The 21139-nt window shown below is 61.5% G+C and carries 16 protein-coding genes and 1 tRNA gene; 14 read left to right on the forward strand and 3 right to left on the reverse strand.

Going from position 1 to position 21139, the window contains the following annotated elements:
* Positions 1-63 precede the first annotated feature (63 nt).
* The 3 genes from rpoD to BLU85_RS19870 all read left to right on the forward strand — a co-directional run bounded on the left by rpoD (position 64) and on the right by BLU85_RS19870 (position 5873).
* Positions 64-1911 carry an RNA polymerase sigma factor RpoD gene (gene rpoD / locus BLU85_RS19860; RefSeq protein ID WP_060740348.1) on the forward strand — a complete coding sequence of 616 codons (1848 nt, stop codon included), beginning with the start codon at positions 64-66 and terminating at the stop codon, positions 1909-1911.
* A gap of 126 nt (positions 1912-2037) precedes the next feature.
* Entirely contained in the window at positions 2038-5781 is a 3744-nt protein-coding gene (locus BLU85_RS19865) for a bifunctional diguanylate cyclase/phosphodiesterase (RefSeq protein WP_092202686.1), read from the forward strand.
* Positions 5782-5796: 15 nt separating this feature from the next.
* Positions 5797-5873: transfer RNA gene (locus BLU85_RS19870), tRNA-Ile, on the forward strand.
* Between the two features lie 182 nt (positions 5874-6055).
* On the opposite strand, the gene BLU85_RS19875 is transcribed toward BLU85_RS19870, so the two are convergent.
* Positions 6056-6307, reverse strand: coding sequence for a helix-turn-helix transcriptional regulator (locus BLU85_RS19875; protein WP_170847605.1), 252 nt, complete (start codon positions 6305-6307; stop codon positions 6056-6058).
* A 225-nt stretch (positions 6308-6532) separates the two neighbouring features.
* Between BLU85_RS19875 and BLU85_RS19880 the strand changes: the two genes are divergently transcribed.
* Together BLU85_RS19880 and BLU85_RS19885 are read left to right on the forward strand one after the other, a co-directional pair.
* The gene (locus BLU85_RS19880) at positions 6533-9004 is read left to right on the forward strand and encodes a hypothetical protein (RefSeq protein WP_256326593.1); all 2472 of its coding nucleotides are present in this window, start codon (positions 6533-6535) and stop codon (positions 9002-9004) included.
* Between the two features lie 35 nt (positions 9005-9039).
* On the forward strand, positions 9040-9501 hold the full coding sequence (locus BLU85_RS19885) for an Lrp/AsnC family transcriptional regulator (protein ID WP_092202688.1): 462 nt from the start codon (positions 9040-9042) through the stop codon (positions 9499-9501).
* Positions 9502-9627: 126 nt separating this feature from the next.
* On the opposite strand, the gene BLU85_RS19890 is transcribed toward BLU85_RS19885, so the two are convergent.
* Positions 9628-9942 (reverse strand): XRE family transcriptional regulator, encoded by a 315-nt coding sequence (locus BLU85_RS19890; protein ID WP_025215812.1) that lies wholly within the window; start codon positions 9940-9942, stop codon positions 9628-9630.
* Positions 9935-10300 carry a type II toxin-antitoxin system RelE/ParE family toxin gene (locus BLU85_RS19895; RefSeq protein ID WP_092202690.1) on the reverse strand — a complete coding sequence of 122 codons (366 nt, stop codon included), beginning with the start codon at positions 10298-10300 and terminating at the stop codon, positions 9935-9937. Before BLU85_RS19895 ends, BLU85_RS19890 begins: the two co-directional genes overlap by 8 nt.
* Positions 10301-10659: 359 nt before the next feature.
* Between BLU85_RS19895 and BLU85_RS19900 the strand changes: the two genes are divergently transcribed.
* From BLU85_RS19900 to BLU85_RS19940, 9 genes are all read left to right on the forward strand, one after another.
* Entirely contained in the window at positions 10660-12342 is a 1683-nt protein-coding gene (locus BLU85_RS19900) for a flavin monoamine oxidase family protein (RefSeq protein ID WP_092202692.1), read from the forward strand.
* A gap of 12 nt (positions 12343-12354) precedes the next feature.
* Complete coding sequence (locus BLU85_RS19905; RefSeq protein ID WP_092202694.1) at positions 12355-13149, forward strand: carbon-nitrogen hydrolase family protein; 795 nt, start codon at positions 12355-12357, stop codon at positions 13147-13149.
* A 62-nt stretch (positions 13150-13211) separates the two neighbouring features.
* Positions 13212-15644 (forward strand): pyrroloquinoline quinone biosynthesis protein PqqF, encoded by a 2433-nt coding sequence (gene pqqF, locus BLU85_RS19910; protein ID WP_092202696.1) that lies wholly within the window; start codon positions 13212-13214, stop codon positions 15642-15644.
* A gap of 170 nt (positions 15645-15814) precedes the next feature.
* On the forward strand, positions 15815-15889 hold the full coding sequence (gene pqqA / locus BLU85_RS19915) for a pyrroloquinoline quinone precursor peptide PqqA (protein ID WP_003177660.1): 75 nt from the start codon (positions 15815-15817) through the stop codon (positions 15887-15889).
* 80 nt (positions 15890-15969) lie between these two features.
* Entirely contained in the window at positions 15970-16881 is a 912-nt protein-coding gene (gene pqqB, locus BLU85_RS19920) for a pyrroloquinoline quinone biosynthesis protein PqqB (protein WP_092202698.1), read from the forward strand.
* A 192-nt stretch (positions 16882-17073) separates the two neighbouring features.
* Complete coding sequence (gene pqqC / locus BLU85_RS19925; RefSeq protein ID WP_092202701.1) at positions 17074-17826, forward strand: pyrroloquinoline-quinone synthase PqqC; 753 nt, start codon at positions 17074-17076, stop codon at positions 17824-17826.
* On the forward strand, positions 17823-18098 hold the full coding sequence (gene pqqD, locus BLU85_RS19930; RefSeq protein WP_060740339.1) for a pyrroloquinoline quinone biosynthesis peptide chaperone PqqD: 276 nt from the start codon (positions 17823-17825) through the stop codon (positions 18096-18098). The genes pqqC and pqqD overlap by 4 nt, the downstream gene beginning before the upstream one ends.
* Positions 18070-19239, forward strand: a complete 1170-nt coding sequence (gene pqqE / locus BLU85_RS19935) for a pyrroloquinoline quinone biosynthesis protein PqqE (RefSeq protein ID WP_092202703.1) — start codon at positions 18070-18072, stop codon at positions 19237-19239. The genes pqqD and pqqE overlap by 29 nt, the downstream gene beginning before the upstream one ends.
* Positions 19205-21034, forward strand: a complete 1830-nt coding sequence (locus tag BLU85_RS19940; protein WP_092202705.1) for a S9 family peptidase — start codon at positions 19205-19207, stop codon at positions 21032-21034. Before pqqE ends, BLU85_RS19940 begins: the two co-directional genes overlap by 35 nt.
* Positions 21035-21139 lie beyond the last annotated feature (105 nt).

Consider the following 21139-nt stretch of genomic DNA (forward strand, 5'->3'; position numbering starts at 1 on the left):
ACAGCTCAGGTATAATCCTCGGCTTGTTTTTTGCCCGCCAAGACCTTCAGTGGATAGGGTGTTATGTCCGGAAAAGCGCAACAGCAGTCTCGTATCAAAGAGTTGATCCTATTGGGTCGTGAGCAGGGCTACCTGACTTACGCGGAGGTCAACGACCACCTGCCGGAGGATATTTCAGATCCGGAACAGGTGGAAGACATCATCCGCATGATCAATGACATGGGGATCAACGTATTCGAGGTTGCTCCAGATAAGGATGCCCTTATGCTGGCCGACGCCGATACCGACGAGGCGGCCGCTGAAGAAGCGGCCGCAGCGTTGGCAGCGGTCGAGACCGACATTGGTCGCACCACGGACCCCGTGCGCATGTACATGCGTGAAATGGGTACGGTAGAGCTCCTCACACGTGAAGGCGAAATCGAAATCGCCAAGCGTATTGAAGAAGGCATCCGTGAAGTGATGGGCGCAATCGCGCACTTCCCTGGCACGGTTGACCATATTCTCTCCGAGTACACCCGCGTCACCACCGAAGGTGGCCGCCTGTCCGACGTCCTGAGCGGCTATATCGACCCGGACGACGGCATTGCGCCGCCTGCCGCCGAAGTGCCGCCGCCGATCGATGCGAAAGCCGTCAAGGCCGACGATGACACCGATGACGACGACGCCGAAGCGAGCGACGACGAGGAAGAAGCCGAAAGCGGTCCGGATCCGGTCATCGCCGCACAGCGTTTCGGCGCCGTGGCCGACCAGATGGAAATCACCCGCAAGGCGCTGAAGAAGCACGGCCGCAACAATAAGCAGGCGATTGCCGAGCTGTTGGCGCTGGCCGAGTTGTTCATGCCGATCAAACTGGTGCCGAAGCAATTCGAAGGCCTGGTCGAGCGTGTTCGCAGTGCCCTGGATCGCTTGCGTCAGCAAGAGCGCGCGATCATGCAGCTTTGCGTGCGTGATGCCCGCATGCCACGCGCTGATTTCCTGCGCCAGTTCCCGGGCAACGAAGTCGACGAAAGCTGGACCGATGCACTGGCCAAGGGCAAGAGCAAATACGCTGAAGCCATTGCCCGCCTGCAGCCGGACATCATTCGTTGCCAGCAGAAGCTCAGTGCGCTGGAGGCCGAGACTGGCCTGAGCATCGCCGAGATCAAGGACATCAACCGTCGCATGTCGATCGGCGAGGCCAAGGCCCGTCGCGCGAAAAAAGAGATGGTCGAAGCGAACTTGCGTCTGGTGATCTCCATCGCCAAGAAGTACACCAACCGCGGCCTGCAGTTCCTCGACCTGATCCAGGAAGGCAACATCGGCCTGATGAAGGCGGTGGACAAGTTCGAATATCGTCGCGGCTACAAGTTCTCGACTTATGCCACCTGGTGGATCCGTCAGGCGATCACTCGCTCGATCGCCGACCAGGCCCGCACCATCCGTATCCCGGTGCACATGATCGAGACGATCAACAAGCTCAACCGCATTTCCCGGCAGATGCTGCAGGAAATGGGTCGCGAACCGACGCCGGAAGAGTTGGGCGAACGCATGGAAATGCCTGAGGACAAGATCCGCAAGGTATTGAAGATCGCCAAAGAGCCGATCTCCATGGAAACCCCGATCGGCGATGACGAAGACTCCCATCTGGGGGACTTCATCGAAGACTCCACCATGCAGTCTCCGATCGATGTCGCCACTGTCGAGAGTCTCAAGGAGGCGACTCGCGAAGTACTCTCCGGCCTCACTGCCCGTGAAGCCAAGGTACTGCGCATGCGCTTCGGCATCGACATGAATACCGACCACACCCTTGAGGAAGTCGGTAAGCAGTTCGATGTAACCCGTGAGCGGATTCGCCAGATCGAAGCCAAGGCGTTGCGCAAACTGCGCCACCCGACGCGAAGCGAGCATCTGCGCTCCTTCCTCGACGAGTGACCTTCAAAACCCCCGGCCCTGCCGGGGGTTTTGTCATATGCCGATAAAATCCCCTTCGTTACGCTCCCCACCCCCTGTTGCCCGTCTACACTCGAAACATCCTCCCCAAGCCATGACGAGACAGTGATGCCCAGACTGACGGCCGCGCTTTTGCTGTCATTGATCACCTGGACCGCAACAGCTGGCGCGTTGACGCTCACCGATGAGGAGCTCCGCTGGCTCAAGGACCACCCCGACCTGCGCCTGGGTGTCGACGCCTCATGGCCGCCGTTTGAGTTTCGCGACGATCAAGGTCACTATCAGGGGCTGGCCGCCGACTACATCGAGATCATCCGTGAACGGCTGGCCGTCAGGCTCACGCCCATCGAGCCGGCCAGCTGGACTGCCGTGCTGGAGCAGGTCGTACAGGGCAAGATCGACCTGTTGCCTGGCATCATGTCCACTCCGGAGCGCCAGAATTACCTGGCATTTACCCGTCCCTACCTGGATTTCCCCATTGTCATCCTGGCCCATCAGGGTGGCGCCCAACCCCATAGCCTCAAGGAGCTGTATGGGCTGAAAATCGCCGTGGTGGAGAACTACGCGCCTCATGAATTGCTGCGCAACCATCACCCCGACCTGAACCTGGTGGCGCTGCCCAACGTCAGTTCAGCCCTGCAAGCATTGGCAACCGATGAAGTGGACGCGGTGGTGGGCGATCTGGCTTCCAGTGTCTGGAGCCTGCGCCAACTCAAGCTCGAAGGTCTTTATGTCAGCGGGGAAACGCCTTATCGCTATCAACTGGCAATGGCCGTCCCTCGGGACAACAAGGTATTGGTGGGCATCCTGGACAAAGTCCTGGCGGATATGAACCCTGCCGAAGTCGCCGAGATCCAGCAGAAGTGGATCGGCAATATGCACGACTATCGCCAGATCTGGTCAGACTTACTGTTTTACGGCCTGCCTACGCTACTGATCCTGGTCGGCATACTGGCAGTGGTGATTCGCATCAATCGCCGGCTCAGCTCGGAAATCGCTCGCCGCGTCGAGCTCGAGCAGGAGCTGCGCAGCAGCGAATACCATTACCGTGGGCTGGTGGAGAGCCTGTCGGCCATTGCCTGGGAGGCAAGGGTCAGCGATTTCACTTACAGCTACGTGTCGCCTCATGCCGAAGACCTGCTGGGTTATCCCCTCTCCCATTGGCTGGTCCCAGGCTTCTGGCGCACCATCATTCATCCGGCCGACCTGATCCGCGCCCAGACCTACTGCGACAATGAACTGCTGGCGGGTCGCGATCACTGCATCGATTACCGGGTTATCACAGCCGATGGTCGCTGCCTGTGGGTACGTGACATTGTCAGCCTGATCGAACACGGGCACGAGCCGCTGATACGTGGATTGATGATCGATATCAGCGAAGCCAAGCGCACCGAGGAAGCGCTGCGCCTTTCGGAGCAGAAATTTGCCTCGGTGTTCCGCCAGTGCCCGGACATCCTGGTGATTGCACGGCTGTTGGACGGTTGCCTGCTGGAGGTCAACAAGGCGTTCGAAGAGCAGATCGGCCTGAGTGCCGCAGAAGTGGTGGGGCACAACGCAACCGAACTGAATATCTGGGGCATCCAAGGCGTGGGGCCGAGCCTGTTGCAGCGCTTGCAGGCCGGCAGCATTCGCAACCTGGAAATGCCCTTTCGCCGCAGCAACGGCCAGGTATTCACCGGGCTGATCTCCGCTGAACCCTTCGACCTCGACACGACGCCAGCCCTGGTCGTGGTGGTGCGGGACATCAGCCAGCTCAAGGAAACCCAGCAGCAATTGCAGACATCCGAAGAGAAGTTCGCCAAAGCGTTCCACGCCTCGCCCGACGGCCTGCTGCTATCACGGCAAAGCGACGGCTTGCTGATTGAGGTCAACGAGGGGTTCAGCCGCATTACCGGTTTCAACAGCGCCCTGTCGGTAGACCGCTCCACGCTGGACCTGGGTATCTGGGTCAATCTCAACGAGCGCAAGCAGATGCTCGACCTGCTGAAACGGGACGGCTTCGTCAGGGATTTCAGCTGCCATATCCGTCGCAACGACGGGCAGATACGACTCTGCGAAGTGTCCAGTCGCCCACTGCCCATCGGCAACGAAGACTGCATGCTGACCATCGCCCGGGATATCACCGAACGCCACCTGATGCAGGAAAAACTGCAACAGGCCGCCACCGTTTTCGAAAGCACTGCCGAAGGCGTGCTGATCACCGATACGCAACAGCACATCAGCGCCGTGAACCGGGCCTTCACCGAGATCACCGGCTACAGCGAAACCGAGGCCTTGGGCCATACGCCTCGGTTGTTGGCTTCCGGCCTGCATGACAGCGCGTTTTACGCGGCGATGTGGCACCAGTTGACGGCCGAGGGACACTGGCAGGGAGAGATATCCAACCGGCGCAAGAACGGCGAACTGTATCCCAGTTGGCTGACCATCAGCGCGGTGCGCAACCGCGACCGACAGATCACTCATTTCGTCGCGGTCTTCGCCGATATCTCCAGCCTCAAGCACGCCCAGGCCCGGCTCGATTACCAGGCTCACCACGACCCGCTGACGGGCCTGCCCAATCGCACGCTGTTCGAAAGCCGCCTGCTGGCGGCTCTCAACGGCCAGCAGGAAAACGGCGGCCAGGGTGCCGTGCTGTTTCTGGACCTGGACCGCTTCAAGCACATCAATGACAGCCTCGGGCACCCGGTCGGCGACCTGCTGCTCAAGGGCATTGCCGTGCGCTTGCGCGAGCAGCTGCGCGACATCGACACCGTGGCGCGCCTGGGCGGCGACGAGTTCATTATCCTGCTGCCGGGCCTGCAACAGCCCAGCGATGCCGAGCATATCGCCCAGAAGCTGTTGAACTGCTTTACCGCACCGTTCCAGGCCGGCGAGCATGAGTTCTTCATCAGCGCCAGTATCGGCACCAGCCTCTACCCCCAGGATGGCTGCGACGTCGCCACGCTGGTCAAGAATGCCGACGCGGCGATGTACCGCTCCAAGGCCAAGGGGCGTAACCGGGTGGAAAGCTATACCCGCGACCTCACCGCCCAGGCCAGCGAGCGCGTGGCCCTGGAACACGAACTGCGGCGAGCGATTGAACGCAACGAGTTGTCACTTTCCTTCCAACCGAAAATCAGCCTCGCCGACAATCGCCTGGTGGGCGCCGAGGCGCTGATTCGCTGGTATCACCCGACATTTGGCGACGTCCCCCCCGAACACTTCATCCCGTTGGCGGAAGAAAACGGCATGATCCTGCAAATTGGCGACTGGGTACTGGATCGCGCCTGCCGGCAACTGTGCGAATGGAACAGCACCTACGAAAGCCTCGGCCCCCTGTCGGTCAACCTGGCCGGCGCCCAACTGCGCCAGCCCAACCTGCTGGGGCGCATCGAACAACTGCTGCGCGAACACCAGCTCCGGCCCGGTTTATTGCAACTGGAAATTACCGAGAACTTCATCATGAGCCAGGCCGAAGAGGCCCTGACGGTGCTGCACCAGTTGAAGAACCTCGGCGTACAACTGGCAATCGACGATTTTGGCACGGGCTATTCCTCCCTGAGCTACCTCAAGCGCCTGCCACTGGACATCCTCAAGATCGACCAATCCTTCGTCCGTGGCCTGCCCGACGACCCACACGACGTGGCCATCGTGCGGGCAATCATCGCCCTGGGCCGCAGCATGCAGTTCAGCATCATCGCCGAGGGCGTCGAAACCCTGGCCCAACAGCAATTCCTGGCCGAAGAAGGTTGCGAACAGATCCAGGGCTACATCGTCAGCCTGCCCCTGTGCGCCGACGAGTTTGCCGCAACGTTTCTTCGTGTGAGCGTATCGGATTTTTCGGATAGCACAGCCGAGAAACCGTCGCTATAATCCGCGGCCTACTGAGGGCCTATAGCTCAGTTGGTTAGAGCAGAGGACTCATAATCCTTTGGTCCACGGTTCGAGTCCGTGTGGGCCCACCATATGAAAAGCCGCGCATTGCGCGGCTTTTGCGTTCTTGAGCCTGCTGACTCTTGCGCCCTAGGCGAAGGTCTTCATAAACGGCTCTGCACACTGCCTGATGGCTGCGACCACATTCGGCGCCTGTTCACAATATTCAGTCGAGCGGGGCAGCACTTGTTCCAGTGCTTGCAACTGGTCGTCATCAGTCGAACACTCCCTGGATTTCCTCAAGCGTAGGCATCGCAGCCGGTACCACGGCGAACTCACAATCCAGGGCCCCCAGGACTCGTGCATAGGCAAGCATCCCAACCGACGGGTCACCCTTTTCGATGGCAATGACCTTCTGCCGAGTAACGCCTGCCAAGGTAGCGAGATTGGCCTGGGTCAGGCCGCGATTGAGGCGGCGCTTGCGAACCTGCTCGCCCAGACGCACGATGATGAGGGAATAATCCATGTTATGTATACAAGACAAAAAAGATTATATGTAACGTATACCTAACCTTCAAAAGAATCAAAGCAGATATGCCCTCGAAGCCAACGTGCTCACCTTTCACCGGAACATCCGTCCCGAATCGACTTCAAAAGCTCGCCGTTGTTTGACCGCGATAGCAACTTTGGCCACTGGCCGCTCCCTTTCCTTGTTCCTCGACTCACCTGGAAGTAATACTCTGGGGAATTAATGACGGGCGAGGCCCGTTCAACCCCCTCAAGCGAGATTCCCATCATCGCCAGCCCCAGCCTCTCCCGACTGTTTCTTGAACTGTTCTGGCAACTCGGCATCCTGCTGGTGCCGGCTTTTTTCGTCACGATATTGCCGCCTCCATTGGCTTTATTGGCGGTGTTGTTCTTCGGCCTGCTGATGGGGCTTGCCGCACGATTCGGTTTTCTGTCGGCCGGGCGAGTCTGTGGCAGGTTGATCGTCGGCGCCGTGTTCGGCCTGGGTTTCAGTGTGGGTCGGGCCTTGCCTGAGTGGTGGGGCATCCTGGCGGCTATCGCCAGCATCGGCGGCGGACTGGCGTGCGTCAGCACTTGGGAGCGGCGCCTGGGCTTGGCGCCCGTTTCCGGCAAAGGCGCCAGTGCCTGGGGTGGAAACGAGCCGCAACTGACGCCTGAAGGCGAACCGATCCGGGTGTTCAACCACAGTGAAATCGCCATGGGCGGTCCCACTTATTGCGACTATCTGTTCCCCGACGGCGTGCTCCTGCAAGGCCTTGGTTCTTCGTCACTGTTCTCCCGCGACGGGCGCTATTTTGCGGCGACCGTACCGTCCCGGCAGAACTGGGGGCTGGTCGTCCTCGACCGTCAACAGCGCCAGGTGTACCGCTGTGCCGACAGCGAACTCTGGGAGTTGGACGCTTTTGATCTCGGCGTGTTGAGCGGGCGCCATAGCCCACTGGTGGACGACAGCGTTCGCGAAATCCGACTGGATGAGCTGTTCCAGACGGCCAGCGTTACCCACTTGGTCCCCTTCGCCGACCTCTGGCTGGACTCCGACTGGCATCCCGAGCAGGTTCAACATACCTTCGAGCGGCGCTCCGCAGACGGCCAGCACTGCCTGCGGGGCGACATTGCCTTGCCCGCGACTTTTCGCGACCTGGCCCAGCCGCTGGAACCGCTGGCTTCACCGCGCTACGCCATCAGCGTCGACGGGCAACCGGCCGGCCTGTTGATGGCGGCCGATGCGCCGTTGGTATGGAGCAGCGATCAACGCGCCCTGGTGTGTCTGGCCCAGGAACAGTCCCCTCATGCGGACGGCGACCAGTATTGGCTGTGGCAGCTCGACCTGGGCTGGCGCGCCCTGCCCTCGCCTTGGGTGAAGAGCGAAGCAGAACCGTCCTTCTATTGGCACGAGTTGCTGGGTCTCGACGCAAGCCATGTGCAGATCGGCTCGTACCTTGACTACCCGCGACCGGGTTCCGGGCGTTATGGCTACCGCTTGGACAGCATCCACGGCGATACCGAGACACAGGTCGGTCACGACGCCCAGGGTCGCGTGCAGGTGGGCGAATTTGCGCTGACCCGCATGACCATCGCGATGCCGCTGAACAGCCAAGGCCAGCGCGGCGATTCATTCATCGAAACGCAGCCGATGCAGGACGGTGTGCGCGCACGGTTGACCTGGCTTGGCGATAATCCCGATGGGCTGGGCGGTTATCGCTGTCAGATCGGCGACTGGCAATTGCCTGGCCGCTGGTTGTTGGATCATCGGGTTTCCGATTGCGGGCGTTACCTGGCCCTGCTGCCCTTCGACGGTGCCACGACGGTCGCGACCCACGGGGTGGTTGCCAATCTGAAGGCGCGACAGCTGCTGCAGGGGCCCGCGATGTGGGTCGCCCGCCTGCTCGATTTCCGCGCGGGCCGGCTGAGCCTAGCGGTGGTGGCCGGCCGGCTCGATCAAGACCTGGAGAGCAGCGCGCTGCAACGCTTCGACATCCCCGCGCCACAGGTCGGTGGCACCCCTTCATTCTTTCGGCCCGACGAGCGATCCCGGCTGTTCTACGACACCGTGGAACTGCAGGTGAGCGATTCGCAACTGCACAGAATGCGTCCCTGGCGCTTGGTGGATCGCCCGCAAGTCGCCAACGCCGAAGGAGACTTCATCCTGCCCGCCCCCAACCAACGGGATGCCGCCTGGTTGTTCGGCAGCGAGACGGAATATGCCGACAGCTGGATGCGGGCGCGGACGCCTCGGCTTGGCGGCCACCTGCTGACAGCATCAGGCTGCGCGTTGACCGACCTGGCACCCTCGATGATCTGGTCGGCGGAGGGTCGCTATCTGGCCCTGACCTGCATGGCTACCGACGTGACTGAACTGTGTGGCAGCTATCGAGGCTGGCAATTGCTGTTGCTGGATGTCCAGGCGCACACGTTGCGAGTGCATCCGCAATGGCTGGGTAACCGCCCCCTGTTTGAAGGTTTCGACGACGATCAAGTGCGCGTGCGCTGTTTTGAGCGCGATTGGGAAGCTGAGGACAATGACGACCCAGGTTCGGTACAGTCATTGCCTCTGACCCTTTTGCTGCAAGCGCCCGCTGAACAGCTGGTGTGCCAGGACGGTTTCTGGCTCAGGTCTTCACAAGTGCACCTGGCCCCCGCCTGGCGAGCGCTGGCCTTACCCGCCATTGGCTATTTCGAACGCGAGAGCCTGTAACATGCTCGCCACCGATGCCCACGCCGGAGCCTACCTTGCCTGACACCCGCCCTCCCCTCCTCGACGAAATCGACCGCCAACTGATCGCGGCCCTGCAAATCAATGCCCGGGAAAGCGTCGCCATGCTGGCCCGGCAGTTGGGTATCGCCCGGACAACCGTCACTTCGCGCTTGGCGCGCCTGGAAAAGACCAAGGTGATTACCGGATATGGCGTGCGCCTGGGCCAACGGGTGATTGACGGCGGCTTGCAGGCTTACGTTGGCATCAAGGTCCAGCCGCGCTCCGGCAAGGACGTGCTGCGACGCTTGAGCGCCATGGCCCAAGTCCAGCAACTGTGCGCGGTCAGCGGTGAGTTCGACTACGTCGCCTGGCTGCGCACCGATTCACCGGAACAACTGGACCAGTTGCTGGACCAGATCGGCAACGTGGACGGCGTGGAGAAGACCACCACCTCGATCATCCTCAGCAGCAAGATCGATCGAGGGCAGCCGGTCTAGCGCTTATACATGCGACTTACCATGTGGGAGCGAGCTTGCTCGCGATAGCGGTCTGTCAGTCCATGAAAGTGCTGACTAAACCGACGCTATCGCGAGCAAGCTCGCTCCCACAGGGAATATCGCCAGTTACGGTGTTGGATGGGAGAAATTTTCGATCCTGACCTGCCCCTCTGGAAAGGTCGCGATAATCTCCAATTCCCCCCCCATGGCCCGGATGTAATTTCGCAACGTGCTGATGTACATATCCGTCCGGCGCTCCATTTTCGAGACTGCCGCCTGGTTGATATGCAGTGCCTTGGCCAAGGCCTCCTGGCTCAACTCCTGCGCCTGGCGCAACTCGTGCAACGGCATTTCTGCACGCAACGTCTGGTACAAAGCCTGTGCACGAGCCTGGGAGTCAGGCGACCGACGCGCCATCAAGTCGGAAAATTTCTTAGCCATTGTCAAAGCTCTCTCTCTTCAATACTTCCAAATGCTCGTCATAGAGGCGTTCGGCCAAAGGCACATATTCCTGATACCAACGGCCCTGGCCGGTTTTGTCTCCCCCGATCAGCAGGATGGCGCAGCGGCGGGGATCAAACGCATAGAGCACACGATAAGGCCTACCTGCGTGTTGCACTCGTAACTCACGAAGGTTGCCATGACGCGAACCCTTGATATCACTGGTGTGAGGAAAGCCCAGATACGGCCCGGTGTCGCCGAGCAGCATTACCGAGGCCTGTACAGAGTCTTGCTCTGACTCACAGAGACGGTCCCACCACATCTCAAATTCGTCGGTATATTCAACGTCCCATTTCATTCAAATATGCCACCCAGGCTATATAACCTCAAGGGAATAATCATAGGAGTTTGGGCGGGTATCTGCTCCTGTTGATCGCACAAGCAATTGTTAAGGAGAGTGTCTGTGGGAGCTTGCTCGCGATAGCGGTCTGTCAGTCCATGAAAGTGCTGACTGAACCGGCGCTATCGCGAGCAAGCTCGCTCCCACATGGAACGGTGTTCGTCATTATGACTGCATGAAATATCACAATGACTGAATTACACTCAAAACGACGACATATTGTGTCTTATTAACGTGTTCTACCCTCCCTAGAATGGCTGGCATCTTTCCTATACTCAGACGCGAGCACCGCGTCGAGTCGTCCATCAAGGTCCGCCATGAACAAGAGCAATCGCCACCCAGCAGACGGTAAGAAGCCCATCACCATTTTCGGGCCGGACTTTCCTTTCGCCTTTGACGACTGGATCGAGCACCCGGCGGGCCTGGGCAGCATTCCCGCCCACAACCACGGTACGGAAGTGGCGATTGTCGGTGCCGGGATCGCCGGCCTGGTGGCGGCGTACGAGCTGATGAAGCTGGGGCTCAAGCCCGTGGTCTATGAGGCGTCGAAAATGGGCGGACGCCTGCGCTCACAGGCGTTCAACGGCGCCGAAGGGGTGATTGCCGAGCTGGGCGGCATGCGTTTTCCAGTGTCATCCACCGCGTTCTACCATTACGTCGACAAACTGGGCCTGGAAACCAAACCCTTTCCCAACCCGCTGACCCCGGCGTCCGGCAGCACGGTCATCGACCTGGAAGGCCAGACCTATTACGCACAGAAACTGGCGGACCTTCCCGCACTGTTCCAGGAAGTCGCCGACGCCTGGGCCGATGCGCTGGAGGATGGTTCGCGCTTCGGCGACATCCAGCAGGCGATCCGCGACCGCGACGTGCCACGCCTCAAGGAATTGTGGAACACCTTGGTGCCGCTGTGGGACGACCGCACTTTCTACGACTTCGTCGCCACGTCCAAGGCGTTCGCCAAGCTCTCGTTCCAGCACCGCGAAGTGTTCGGCCAGGTCGGTTTCGGCACGGGCGGCTGGGACTCGGACTTCCCCAATTCGATGCTGGAAATCTTCCGCGTCGTGATGACCAACTGCGACGACCATCAGCACCTGGTGGTCGGCGGCGTCGAGCAGGTGCCCCACGGCATCTGGAATCACGTGCCCGAACGCTGTGCGCACTGGCCCGAAGGCACCAGCCTGAATTCGCTGCACCTGGGTGCCCCACGCAGTGGCGTGAAGCGCATTGCCCGTGCCGCCGATGGCCGGTTCAGCGTGACGGACGTGTGGGAAAACACCCGCGAGTACGCCGCCGTGCTGGTCACGTGCCAGAGCTGGTTGTTGACCACCCAGATCGAGTGTGAAGAAGCGCTGTTCTCGCAAAAAATGTGGATGGCCCTGGACCGCACCCGCTACATGCAATCGTCGAAGACCTTCGTGATGGTCGACCGACCGTTCTGGAAGGACAAGGACCCGGAAACCGGGCGCGACCTGATGAGCATGACCCTGACCGACCGCCTGACCCGTGGCACCTACCTGTTTGACAACGGCGATGACAAGCCAGGGGTGATTTGCCTGTCGTATTCCTGGATGAGCGATGCGCTGAAAATGCTCCCGCATCCGGTGGAAAAACGCGTAAAGCTGGCCCTCGATGCCCTGAAGAAGATCTACCCCAAGGTGGACATCGCCGCACGGATCATCGGCGATCCGATCACCGTATCCTGGGAAGCCGACCCGCACTTCCTCGGTGCCTTCAAGGGCGCCCTGCCTGGCCACTATCGCTACAACCAGCGCATGTACGCCCATTTCATGCAAGACGACATGCCGGCCGAACAACGCGGGATCTTTATCGCCGGCGATGACGTCTCATGGACACCCGCCTGGGTCGAAGGCGCAGTACAGACCTCACTCAATGCCGTGTGGGGCATCATGAAGCACTTCGGCGGTGAAACTCACGCCGAGAACCCGGGTCCAGGTGATGTGTTCCACGAGATCGGTCCGATCGCCCTGCCTGAATAAAAGGAGTTTTCGATGCGCGTAGCCCTTTACCAATGCCCACCGCTGCCACTGGATCCGGCCGGCAACCTGCACCGCTTGCACCAGGTGGCGCTGGAAGCCAGGGGCGCCGATGTGCTGGTGCTGCCGGAGATGTTCATGACCGGCTACAACATCGGCGTCGATGCGGTGAATGTGCTGGCCGAGGTCTACAACGGCGAATGGGCGCAGCAGATCGGCCGCATCGCCAAGGCAGCCAACCTGGCGATTGTCTATGGCTACCCGGAACGTGACGAAGACGGGCAGATCTACAACGCGGTGCAACTGATCGACGCCCAGGGCGAGCGCCTGGCCAACTACCGCAAGAGCCACCTGTTCGGCGACCTTGATCACGCCATGTTCAGCGCCGGCGACTCAGCGCTGCCCATCGTCGAACTCAACGGCTGGAAGCTCGGCCTGCTGATCTGCTACGACCTGGAATTCCCGGAAAACGCCCGACGCCTGGCCCTGGCCGGTGCCGAGCTGATCCTGGTGCCAACCGCCAACATGCAACCCTACGAGTTCATCGCCGACGTCACCGTGCGCGCCCGGGCCATCGAGAACCAGTGTTTCGTGGCGTACGCCAATTACTGCGGCCATGAAGCCGAATTGCAGTATTGCGGCCAAAGCAGCATCGCCGCACCGAATGGCAGTCGCCCGGCGCTGGCGGGGCTGGACGAGGCCTTGATCGTCGGTGAACTGGATCGACAACTGCTGGACAACTCCCGCGCGGCCTACAACTACCTGCACGATCGCCGCCCCGAGCTTTACGACGACCTGCACAAACACTGATTGAGGATTGAGAAAGGGCCCTGATCCGCTAGCATGGGCGCATCCTTGTTCTGGAAGCGCCCATGCCGGTCCCCGATTCCCTCCGCCCCCACACCGAAACCCTGGCCAACGGCTTGCGGGTGACATTGCGTCATGTCCCGGACCTCAAGCGCAGCGCCGCGGTACTGCGCGTCGCCGCTGGTAGCCATGACGCCCCCCTGGCCTGGCCGGGCATGGCGCACTTGCTCGAACATCTGTTCTTCCTCGGTACCGAACGGTTTCCCGCCGGAGAGAATCTGATGGCCTACGTGCAGCGGCACGGCGGTCAGGTCAATGCGCGCACCAGTGAACGCACCACGGATTTTTTCTTCGAACTCCCTCCCGCCACCTTCGCAGATGGGTTGGAGCGGCTGTGGGACATGCTCGCCCAGCCACGCCTGGATGAAGCCGAGCAGTTGCGGGAACGGGAAGTGTTGCACGCGGAGTTCATCGCCTGGTCCCAGGATGCGGCCGCCCAACGGCAGCTTGCCTTGTATGACGGCGTATCAGCGTCCCATCCACTGCGGGGTTTTCACGCCGGCAATCGCGACAGCCTCGCCGTGGAACACGCCGAATTCCAGAGCGCATTGCACGACTTCTACCGCCGCTTTTACCAGAGCGGCCAGATGACGTTGAGCCTGGTCGGCCCACAAAGCATCGACGCCTTGAAAGCGCTGGCGCAACGGTTCGGCAGCCATGTATCGGCCGGTGAAGCGGTCGCTGGATCGTCGCCGCCAAGGCTGATGGCATCGGCCCAGACGCATTATCAACAGGCCCAGGAAGGTTGTCTCGACCTGTTGTTCGCCTTCGAAGCGTTGCCCGCCGCCTCCCCTCAAGCCCTGGACTTTCTCTGTACGTGGCTGAACTCCAGCAAACCGGGCGGCCTGCTCGCCACGTTGCGTCAGCGCGGCCTGGCGGACAGCCTCAAGGCCACTGCGCTGTATGAGTTTGCCGGACAAGGGCTGCTGCACATCGAATTCAAGCACGGCAACGCTCAGGCAGCGGCGCAAATCCAGCCGTTGCTGCACGACTGGTTGGGATTCTTTGCCGCCCAGGATGACTGGGCGCCGTTGCGCCAGGAGTTCACCGCATTGTTGCAGCGACGGCAGGAGACAGGTTCGGCCCTGCAGTTGGCCCGCTGGGATTGTGAAGGACGTGACACGCCACTGCTGGCAAACGACCTCGTGAGGCTCAGAGAAATCCTCAGGCAACTGCACCCCGCCGATAACGTCGTGGAACCCTGGCAACTGCCCGCGCCCAATCCGTTCCTGCAAACACCAAGCGAAGCGCCTCGCGCCGGGCTGATACGCGGCCAGACCAGCGCCCACCGCGGCTTGCGAACCTTCGCCCAGGATCGCTCCCGAGGCCGGCGGGAACGCTCGCCCATGCAATTCAGCCAGGCGCTGCCAGACAACGGTCGTGAAGGCGCGGTGTACCTGCGCTGGCAACTGACGACCCAGGCGCCGCCCGACGTTCAATCCAGGCTCGACCGGCACCTGCAGGATGTACGCGAAGAGGCTCGGCAGGCCGGCGTGGACGTCAGTTTCGAAGCGTCCACCCAGCAATGGCTGTTGAAACTGGTCGGCTTGCAGCCACCGATGCCGTTGGTGCTCGAACACGTTCTGGCGAAGCTTGCCCAACCACTGCCAATGGCCCAGGCCGGTGACGAAACACCGTCGATGCCGATTCGACAGCTGTTGAAGGCGCTGCCGGATCATTGCCGGCAAACATCAACGTTGCCAATGCCCGACAGCGATCGAAGCGTTTGGACAACGGCCCGCTGGGGCGGGCTGTCCATCGGTCTGTCGGCCGCCACCCAAGGGGCGCTTGGCCCGGCGTTGGCCCGTGTGCCGGGCATTGCCGGCGAGGACGTCAGCCTGGCGACGGCGCCGCACGGGCAACGCGTCTGGCATAGGCTCCAGACCCACGGTGAAGAATCGGCCGTGTTGCTGTTTTGCCCGACCGCCACCTCGGCGCTGGCCGACGAAGCCGCCTGGCGGTGGCTGGCACAGTTGTGCCAGACGCCGTTCTACCAGCGCCTGCGCGTCGAGTTGCAGGTGGGTTATGCGGTGTTCAGCGGCTTGAAGCAGGTCGATGGGCAAACAGGGGTGTTGTTCGGCGTCCAATCGCCCAGCCTCTCGGTGGCGGAACTGATCGCCCACCTCGAGCGATTCCTGGCCGGGTTACCGGCGCTGATCCAGCAGCTTGATGACGCGTCCCTTGCCCGTCAGCAGCAGGCACTCGCCGCCCAACTCCAGAGCAGTGCCCTGCCCTTCGCCCAAGCCGCCGAATTGCTCTGGCAGGGCAAGCTGGCCGCCCGCCCGTCGGATTATCTTGAGCAGTTGTCTGCTGCCATCCTGTGCCTGGATCGCGTCCGGCTCGAGGCTGCCGCCCAGGGCTTGCTCGATGCGCAAGGGGGATGGCATTGCCTGAGCAACGGCGCCTGCCCGCCAGGACACTGGCAAGCGGCGCAATGATCATTGCAGGTGCTGTAACGAGCTTTCTTCGAGAATCGCGGCGAACGAATTTGTCAGATTTAGTAACATAGGTGCCTACGCATCTGAACATCTCCGAACGGAGGTGGACTATATGTATAAGTCTTCACCGTTCCATCGAACCAAAGCCCACCCACCAAAGGAGTATTCCCATGTCCTGGTCCAAACCCGCATATATCGACCTGCGTATCGGTTTCGAAGTCACCATGTACTTCGCCAGCCGCTGATTGCTGCAGGCGATTAAGCACGCAGCACTACGCCTCGGCCAGCCGAGGCGTTTTTATTTCGGTTTGCAGATGGAGCAGCCATGTTCGTCCAGATTCTAGGTTCCGCCGCCGGTGGCGGTTTCCCCCAGTGGAACTGCAACTGCGCCAACTGCGCAGGTTTTCGCAACGGCAGCCTGCGGGCCCAGGCGCGGACCCAGTCGTCCATCGCCCTGTCCGATGACGGCGTGAACTGGGTGCTGTGCAACGCCTCCCCGGACATTCGCGCCCAGCTCCAGGGCTTCGCCCCGATGCAGCCTGGCCGGGCCCTGCGCGACACCGGCATTGGCGCGATCATCCTGATGGACAGCCAGATCGACCACACCACCGGCCTGCTCAGCCTGCGCGAAGGTTGCCCGCATCAAGTCTGGTGCACCGACATGGTTCATGAAGACCTGAGCACGGGCTTTCCACTGTTCAACATGCTGACCCACTGGAACGGTGGGCTGAGCTGGAATCGCATCGAGCTCGACCAGAGCTTCACCATTGCTGCCTGCCCGAACCTGCGCTTCACCCCGCTGCCCCTGCGCAGCGCCGCACCGCCCTACTCGCCCCATCGCTTCGACCCGCACCCGGGCGACAACATCGGGCTGATCGTCGAAGACCTGCGCACGGGCGGCAAGCTGTTCTATGCCCCGGGCCTGGGCAAGGTCGACGAGTCATTGTTGGCGATCATGGCCGGCAGCGATTGCTTGCTGGTGGACGGCACGATGTGGGACGACGATGAAATGCAGCGCCGTGGCGTTGGCACCCGCACCGGCCGGGAAATGGGCCACCTGGCCCAGAACGGCCCCGGCGGTATGCTGGAAGTGCTGGAGCAACTGCCCGAACAGCGCAAGGTCCTTATCCATATCAACAACACCAACCCGATCCTGGATGAAGATTCGCCCGAACGGGCCGAGCTTGTACGTCGAAAGATTGAAGTGGCCTACGACGGAATGAGTATTGAGTTGTAGGAAGGTCGGAACCAATGTGGGGTGTGCTTGCGGTGTATCCGTGCCGACTGGTAGGACGCTATCGCGAGCAAGCTCGCTCCCACAGTAGTCCGGATATCTGATTCACAGCACAACCCGTATGGGAGCGAGCTTGCTCGCGATGGGGCCAGCCCTGACGCCACAGAACCCAACGGTTATTCCCCGGAGACCGAAATGACTGACACCCTCCTGTCCCCCGCCGAGTTCGAAGCGGCCCTGCGTGCCAAAGGCGCGTATTACCATATCCATCACCCCTATCACGTGGCGATGTATGAAGGCCGTGCCACTCGCGAGCAGATCCAGGGCTGGGTCGCGAACCGTTTCTACTATCAAGTGAACATCCCGCTCAAGGACGCCGCGATCCTGGCCAACTGCCCGGACCGGGAAATCCGTCGCGAGTGGATCCAGCGCCTGCTCGACCATGACGGCGCGCCCGGCGAAGACGGCGGCATCGAAGCCTGGCTGCGGCTGGGCCAGGCGGTGGGCTTGGACCCCGACCAGCTGCGTTCCCAGGAACTGGTATTGCCAGGGGTACGCTTCGCGGTGGACGCCTACGTCAACTTCGCCCGCCGGGCCAGTTGGCAAGAGGCCGCCAGCAGCTCGCTGACCGAACTGTTCGCCCCGCAGATCCACCAGTCGCGCCTGGACAGTTGGCCCCAGCATTACCCGTGGATCGACCCGGCCGGCTATGAGTACTTCCGCACCCGCCTGGGCCAGGCCCGGCGTGATGTGGAGCATGGCTTGGCGATCACCTTGCAGCACTACACCACTCGCGCAGGGCAGGAACGCATGTTGGAGATTCTCCAGTTCAAGCTGGACATTCTCTGGAGCATGCTCGACGCCATGAGCATGGCCTACGAATTGAACCGCCCGCCCTATCACAGCGTGACCGACCAACGGGTTTGGCACAAAGGAATTACCTTATGAGTTTCGACCGCAGCCAAACCCCGCGCTGGCGCCCCGGCTATCGTTTCCAGTACGAACCGGCCCAGAAAGGCCACGTGCTGCTCTATCCTGAAGGCATGATCAAGTTGAACGACAGCGCTGCGCTGATCGGCGGCCTGATCGACGGCGAACGGGATGTCGCGGCCATCATCGACGAGTTGGCCAAGCAGTTTCCCGACGTGCCGGAACTTGGTGACGACATCGAGCAATTCATGGAGGTCGCCCGTGCACAGCACTGGATCGAACTTGCCTGACACCCTTGCCCTGCCGCCCAGGCCGGAAGTCGGCCTGCCGCTGTGGCTGCTGGCGGAGCTGACCTATCGGTGCCCGTTGCAATGCCCGTACTGCTCCAACCCGTTGGACTTCGCCGAGCAGGGCAAGGAGCTGAGCACCGAGCAGTGGTGCAAGGTCTTTCGCGAAGCCCGGGAAATGGGCGCCGCGCAGTTGGGTTTTTCCGGTGGCGAGCCACTGGTGCGCCAGGACCTGGCCGAGCTGATCGGCGAGGCGCGCAGGCTGGGTTTCTATACCAACCTGATCACCTCCGGCATCGGTTTGACCGAACAGAAAATCAGCGACTTCAAGAAGGCCGGGCTGGACCATATCCAGATCAGTTTCCAGGCCAGCGACGAGCAGGTGAACAACCTCCTGGCCGGCTCGAAGAAAGCCTTCGCGCAAAAACTGGAAATGGCCCGGGCGGTGAAGGCCCACGGCTATCCGATGGTGCTGAACTTCGTGACCCACCGGCACAACATCGACAAGATCGACCGTATCATCGAGCTGTGTATCGCCCTGGAGGCCGACTTCGTCGAACTCGCCACCTGCCAGTTCTACGGCTGGGCGCAATTGAACCGCGTCGGCCTGCTGCCTACCCGGGAGCAACTGGTACGCGCCGAGCGCATCACCAATGAATATCGCGCCAAACTGGAAGCGGAAGGCAATCCGTGCAAGTTGATCTTTGTCACACCGGACTACTATGAAGAACGGCCCAAGGGCTGCATGAACGGCTGGGGCAGCATTTTCCTCACCGTCACGCCGGACGGCACGGCATTGCCCTGTCACGGTGCCCGCCAGTTGCCGGTGCAGTTTCCCAATGTACGCGACCACAGCATGCAGCACATCTGGTACGACTCGTTTGGCTTCAACCGCTTTCGCGGCTATGACTGGATGCCCGAGCCATGCCGTTCCTGCGATGAAAAGGAAAAGGACTTCGGCGGCTGTCGCTGCCAGGCGTTCATGCTCACGGGGGATGCCAGCAACGCCGACCCGGTGTGCAGCAAGTCCGAACACCACGGGGTGATTCTCCAGGCGCGTGAAGACGCCGAGCACGCCACGCAAACCATTGAACAGTTGGCCTTTCGCAATGAACGAAACTCGCGCCTCATCGCCAAAGGCTGAGCCTTTCAGCGCCGCCCAGGCCGTTGCCGCCGGCACTGACTTCGCCGAACTGCAGGTCGGGCCCTTGGGCTTGTTCTGGAATGAATACCGCCCCGCGGACGGCGCCTGCCGGATCTGGCATTGGCAAGAAGCCGAGGCTCGCTGTTTGACACCGGACGGCTTCAGCGCGCGCAGTCGGGTCTATGAATACGGCGGCGGATCGTTCTGCCTGAGCCATGACGGCGTGCTGTTCGTCAATGAGACCGACCAGCAGCTGTACCACCAGTCGCTGAGCGACGAGCAGCCCGTGGCGCTGACCTCCGGTGAGTGCCGCTACGGGGACCTTGGCTTCGCCGGCGGCCAGGTGTTGGCGGTGGAAGAACAAGCCAACCAGCATCGCCTGGTGTCGATCGGGTTGGCGGATCATCAACGGCATCTACTGGCTGAAGGCGCCGATTTCTACGCTTCGCCGACCCTGAGCCCGGACGGCCAGCGGCTCGCCTGGGTTGAGTGGAGCCGCCCGCATCAACCCTGGACAGCCACGCGGTTGATGTTGGCCGAACGCAATGCTTCGGGTTGGGGCGAACCACGCTGTGTGGCTGGCGACGGTCAGCAAGAGTCCATTCAGCAACCGCGCTTCGACGCGGCCGGTCGCCTTTATTGCCTGAGTGATCGCGGTGGTTATTGGCAGCCCTGGAAGGAGTCGACCCAAGGCCTGGAACCACTGCCCGCCACCGAAGCCGATCACGCCCCGGCGCCATGGCAACTGGGTGGCTGTACCTGGCTGCCGCTGGATGAACACACGTACCTGGCGAGTTGGACCGAAGCGGGTTTCGGGCGCCTGGGCCTGTGCCGTGGTGACGACCCCAGCGAGGACTTTACCGGCACCTATACCCGCTTTCGCAGCCTGGCGCTGGATGAGCGGTTCATCTATGCCATTGCCGCCTCGCCGACCGGCCCGTCGGCGGTCGTTGCCATCGAGCGGCATGGCCATGAAGTCGCGGTGCTGGCCGGCGGCGTCGCGCCATTGCCCGCCGAACAGATCAGCCGTCCTCGAACCCTGCGTTATCCATCCGGGTCAGGCGAGGCCCACGGGTTCTTTTACCCGGCCATGCATGTACAGACGAAGCCGCCCCTGGTGGTGTTCATTCACGGCGGCCCCACCTCGGCCTGTTATCCCCTGTTCGATCCGCGTATCCAGTATTGGACCCAGCGTGGCTTTGCCGTTGCCGATCTCAATTACCGCGGCAGCAGCGGCTATGGCCGGGCCTATCGGCAGGCATTGCATTTGAACTGGGGCGTGGTGGATGTCGAGGATGCCTGCGCGGTGGTTGCCTACCTGGATGAACAAGGCCTGATCGACGGCCGTCATGCGTTCATCCGGGGTGGCAGTGCCGGTGGCTACACGACCCTCTGCGCCTTGGCGTTCCATGACGTCTTCCGTGCCGGCGCCAGCCTCTATGGCGTGAGCGACCCTGTCGCCCTCGGCCGGGCCACGCACAAGTTCGAAGGTGATTACCTGGACTGGCTGATCGGCGATCCGCAACAGGACGTCGAACGCTACCGCGCCCGCACCCCATTGCTGCACGCCGGGAACATCCGTGTGCCAGTGATCTTTTTCCAGGGTGAACTGGACGCCGTGGTGGTCCCGCAGCAGACCCGCGACATGGTCAGTGCCTTACAGGCCAACGGCGTGGCCGTCGAGGCACACTACTACCCGGATGAGCGCCATGGCTTTCGCAAGGCCGCGAACCAGGCGCATGCGCTGGAGCATGAGTGGTTGTTCTATCGCAAGGTGATGGAGGGCGATCTATAGGAAGCCAAACACACTGTGGGAGCGAGCTTGCTCGCGATAGCAGTGGTCCAGTCGATATTTCCGTGGACTGACACACCGTTATCGCGAGCAAGCTCGCTCCCACAC

Origin of the sequence: Pseudomonas sp. NFACC14 (assembly GCF_900106885.1) — a bacterium.
Lineage (GTDB): Bacteria > Pseudomonadota > Gammaproteobacteria > Pseudomonadales > Pseudomonadaceae > Aquipseudomonas > Aquipseudomonas fluorescens_AA.

Excerpts from the sequence above, each read along its gene's own strand:
- rpoD (WP_060740348.1), top strand. The coding sequence starts at position 64 with ATGTCCGGAAAAGCGCAACAGCAGTCTCGTATCAAAGAGTTGATCCTA.
- BLU85_RS19865 (WP_092202686.1), top strand. The coding sequence starts at position 2,038 with ATGCCCAGACTGACGGCCGCGCTTTTGCTGTCATTGATCACCTGGACC.
- BLU85_RS19875 (WP_170847605.1), bottom strand. The coding sequence starts at position 6,307 with ATGGATTATTCCCTCATCATCGTGCGTCTGGGCGAGCAGGTTCGCAAG.
- BLU85_RS19880 (WP_256326593.1), top strand. The coding sequence starts at position 6,533 with ATGACGGGCGAGGCCCGTTCAACCCCCTCAAGCGAGATTCCCATCATC.
- BLU85_RS19890 (WP_025215812.1), bottom strand. The coding sequence starts at position 9,942 with ATGGCTAAGAAATTTTCCGACTTGATGGCGCGTCGGTCGCCTGACTCC.
- BLU85_RS19895 (WP_092202690.1), bottom strand. The coding sequence starts at position 10,300 with ATGAAATGGGACGTTGAATATACCGACGAATTTGAGATGTGGTGGGAC.
- BLU85_RS19900 (WP_092202692.1), top strand. The coding sequence starts at position 10,660 with ATGAACAAGAGCAATCGCCACCCAGCAGACGGTAAGAAGCCCATCACC.
- BLU85_RS19905 (WP_092202694.1), top strand. The coding sequence starts at position 12,355 with ATGCGCGTAGCCCTTTACCAATGCCCACCGCTGCCACTGGATCCGGCC.
- pqqF (WP_092202696.1), top strand. The coding sequence starts at position 13,212 with ATGCCGGTCCCCGATTCCCTCCGCCCCCACACCGAAACCCTGGCCAAC.
- pqqB (WP_092202698.1), top strand. The coding sequence starts at position 15,970 with ATGTTCGTCCAGATTCTAGGTTCCGCCGCCGGTGGCGGTTTCCCCCAG.
- pqqC (WP_092202701.1), top strand. The coding sequence starts at position 17,074 with ATGACTGACACCCTCCTGTCCCCCGCCGAGTTCGAAGCGGCCCTGCGT.
- pqqD (WP_060740339.1), top strand. The coding sequence starts at position 17,823 with ATGAGTTTCGACCGCAGCCAAACCCCGCGCTGGCGCCCCGGCTATCGT.
- BLU85_RS19940 (WP_092202705.1), top strand. The coding sequence starts at position 19,205 with ATGAACGAAACTCGCGCCTCATCGCCAAAGGCTGAGCCTTTCAGCGCC.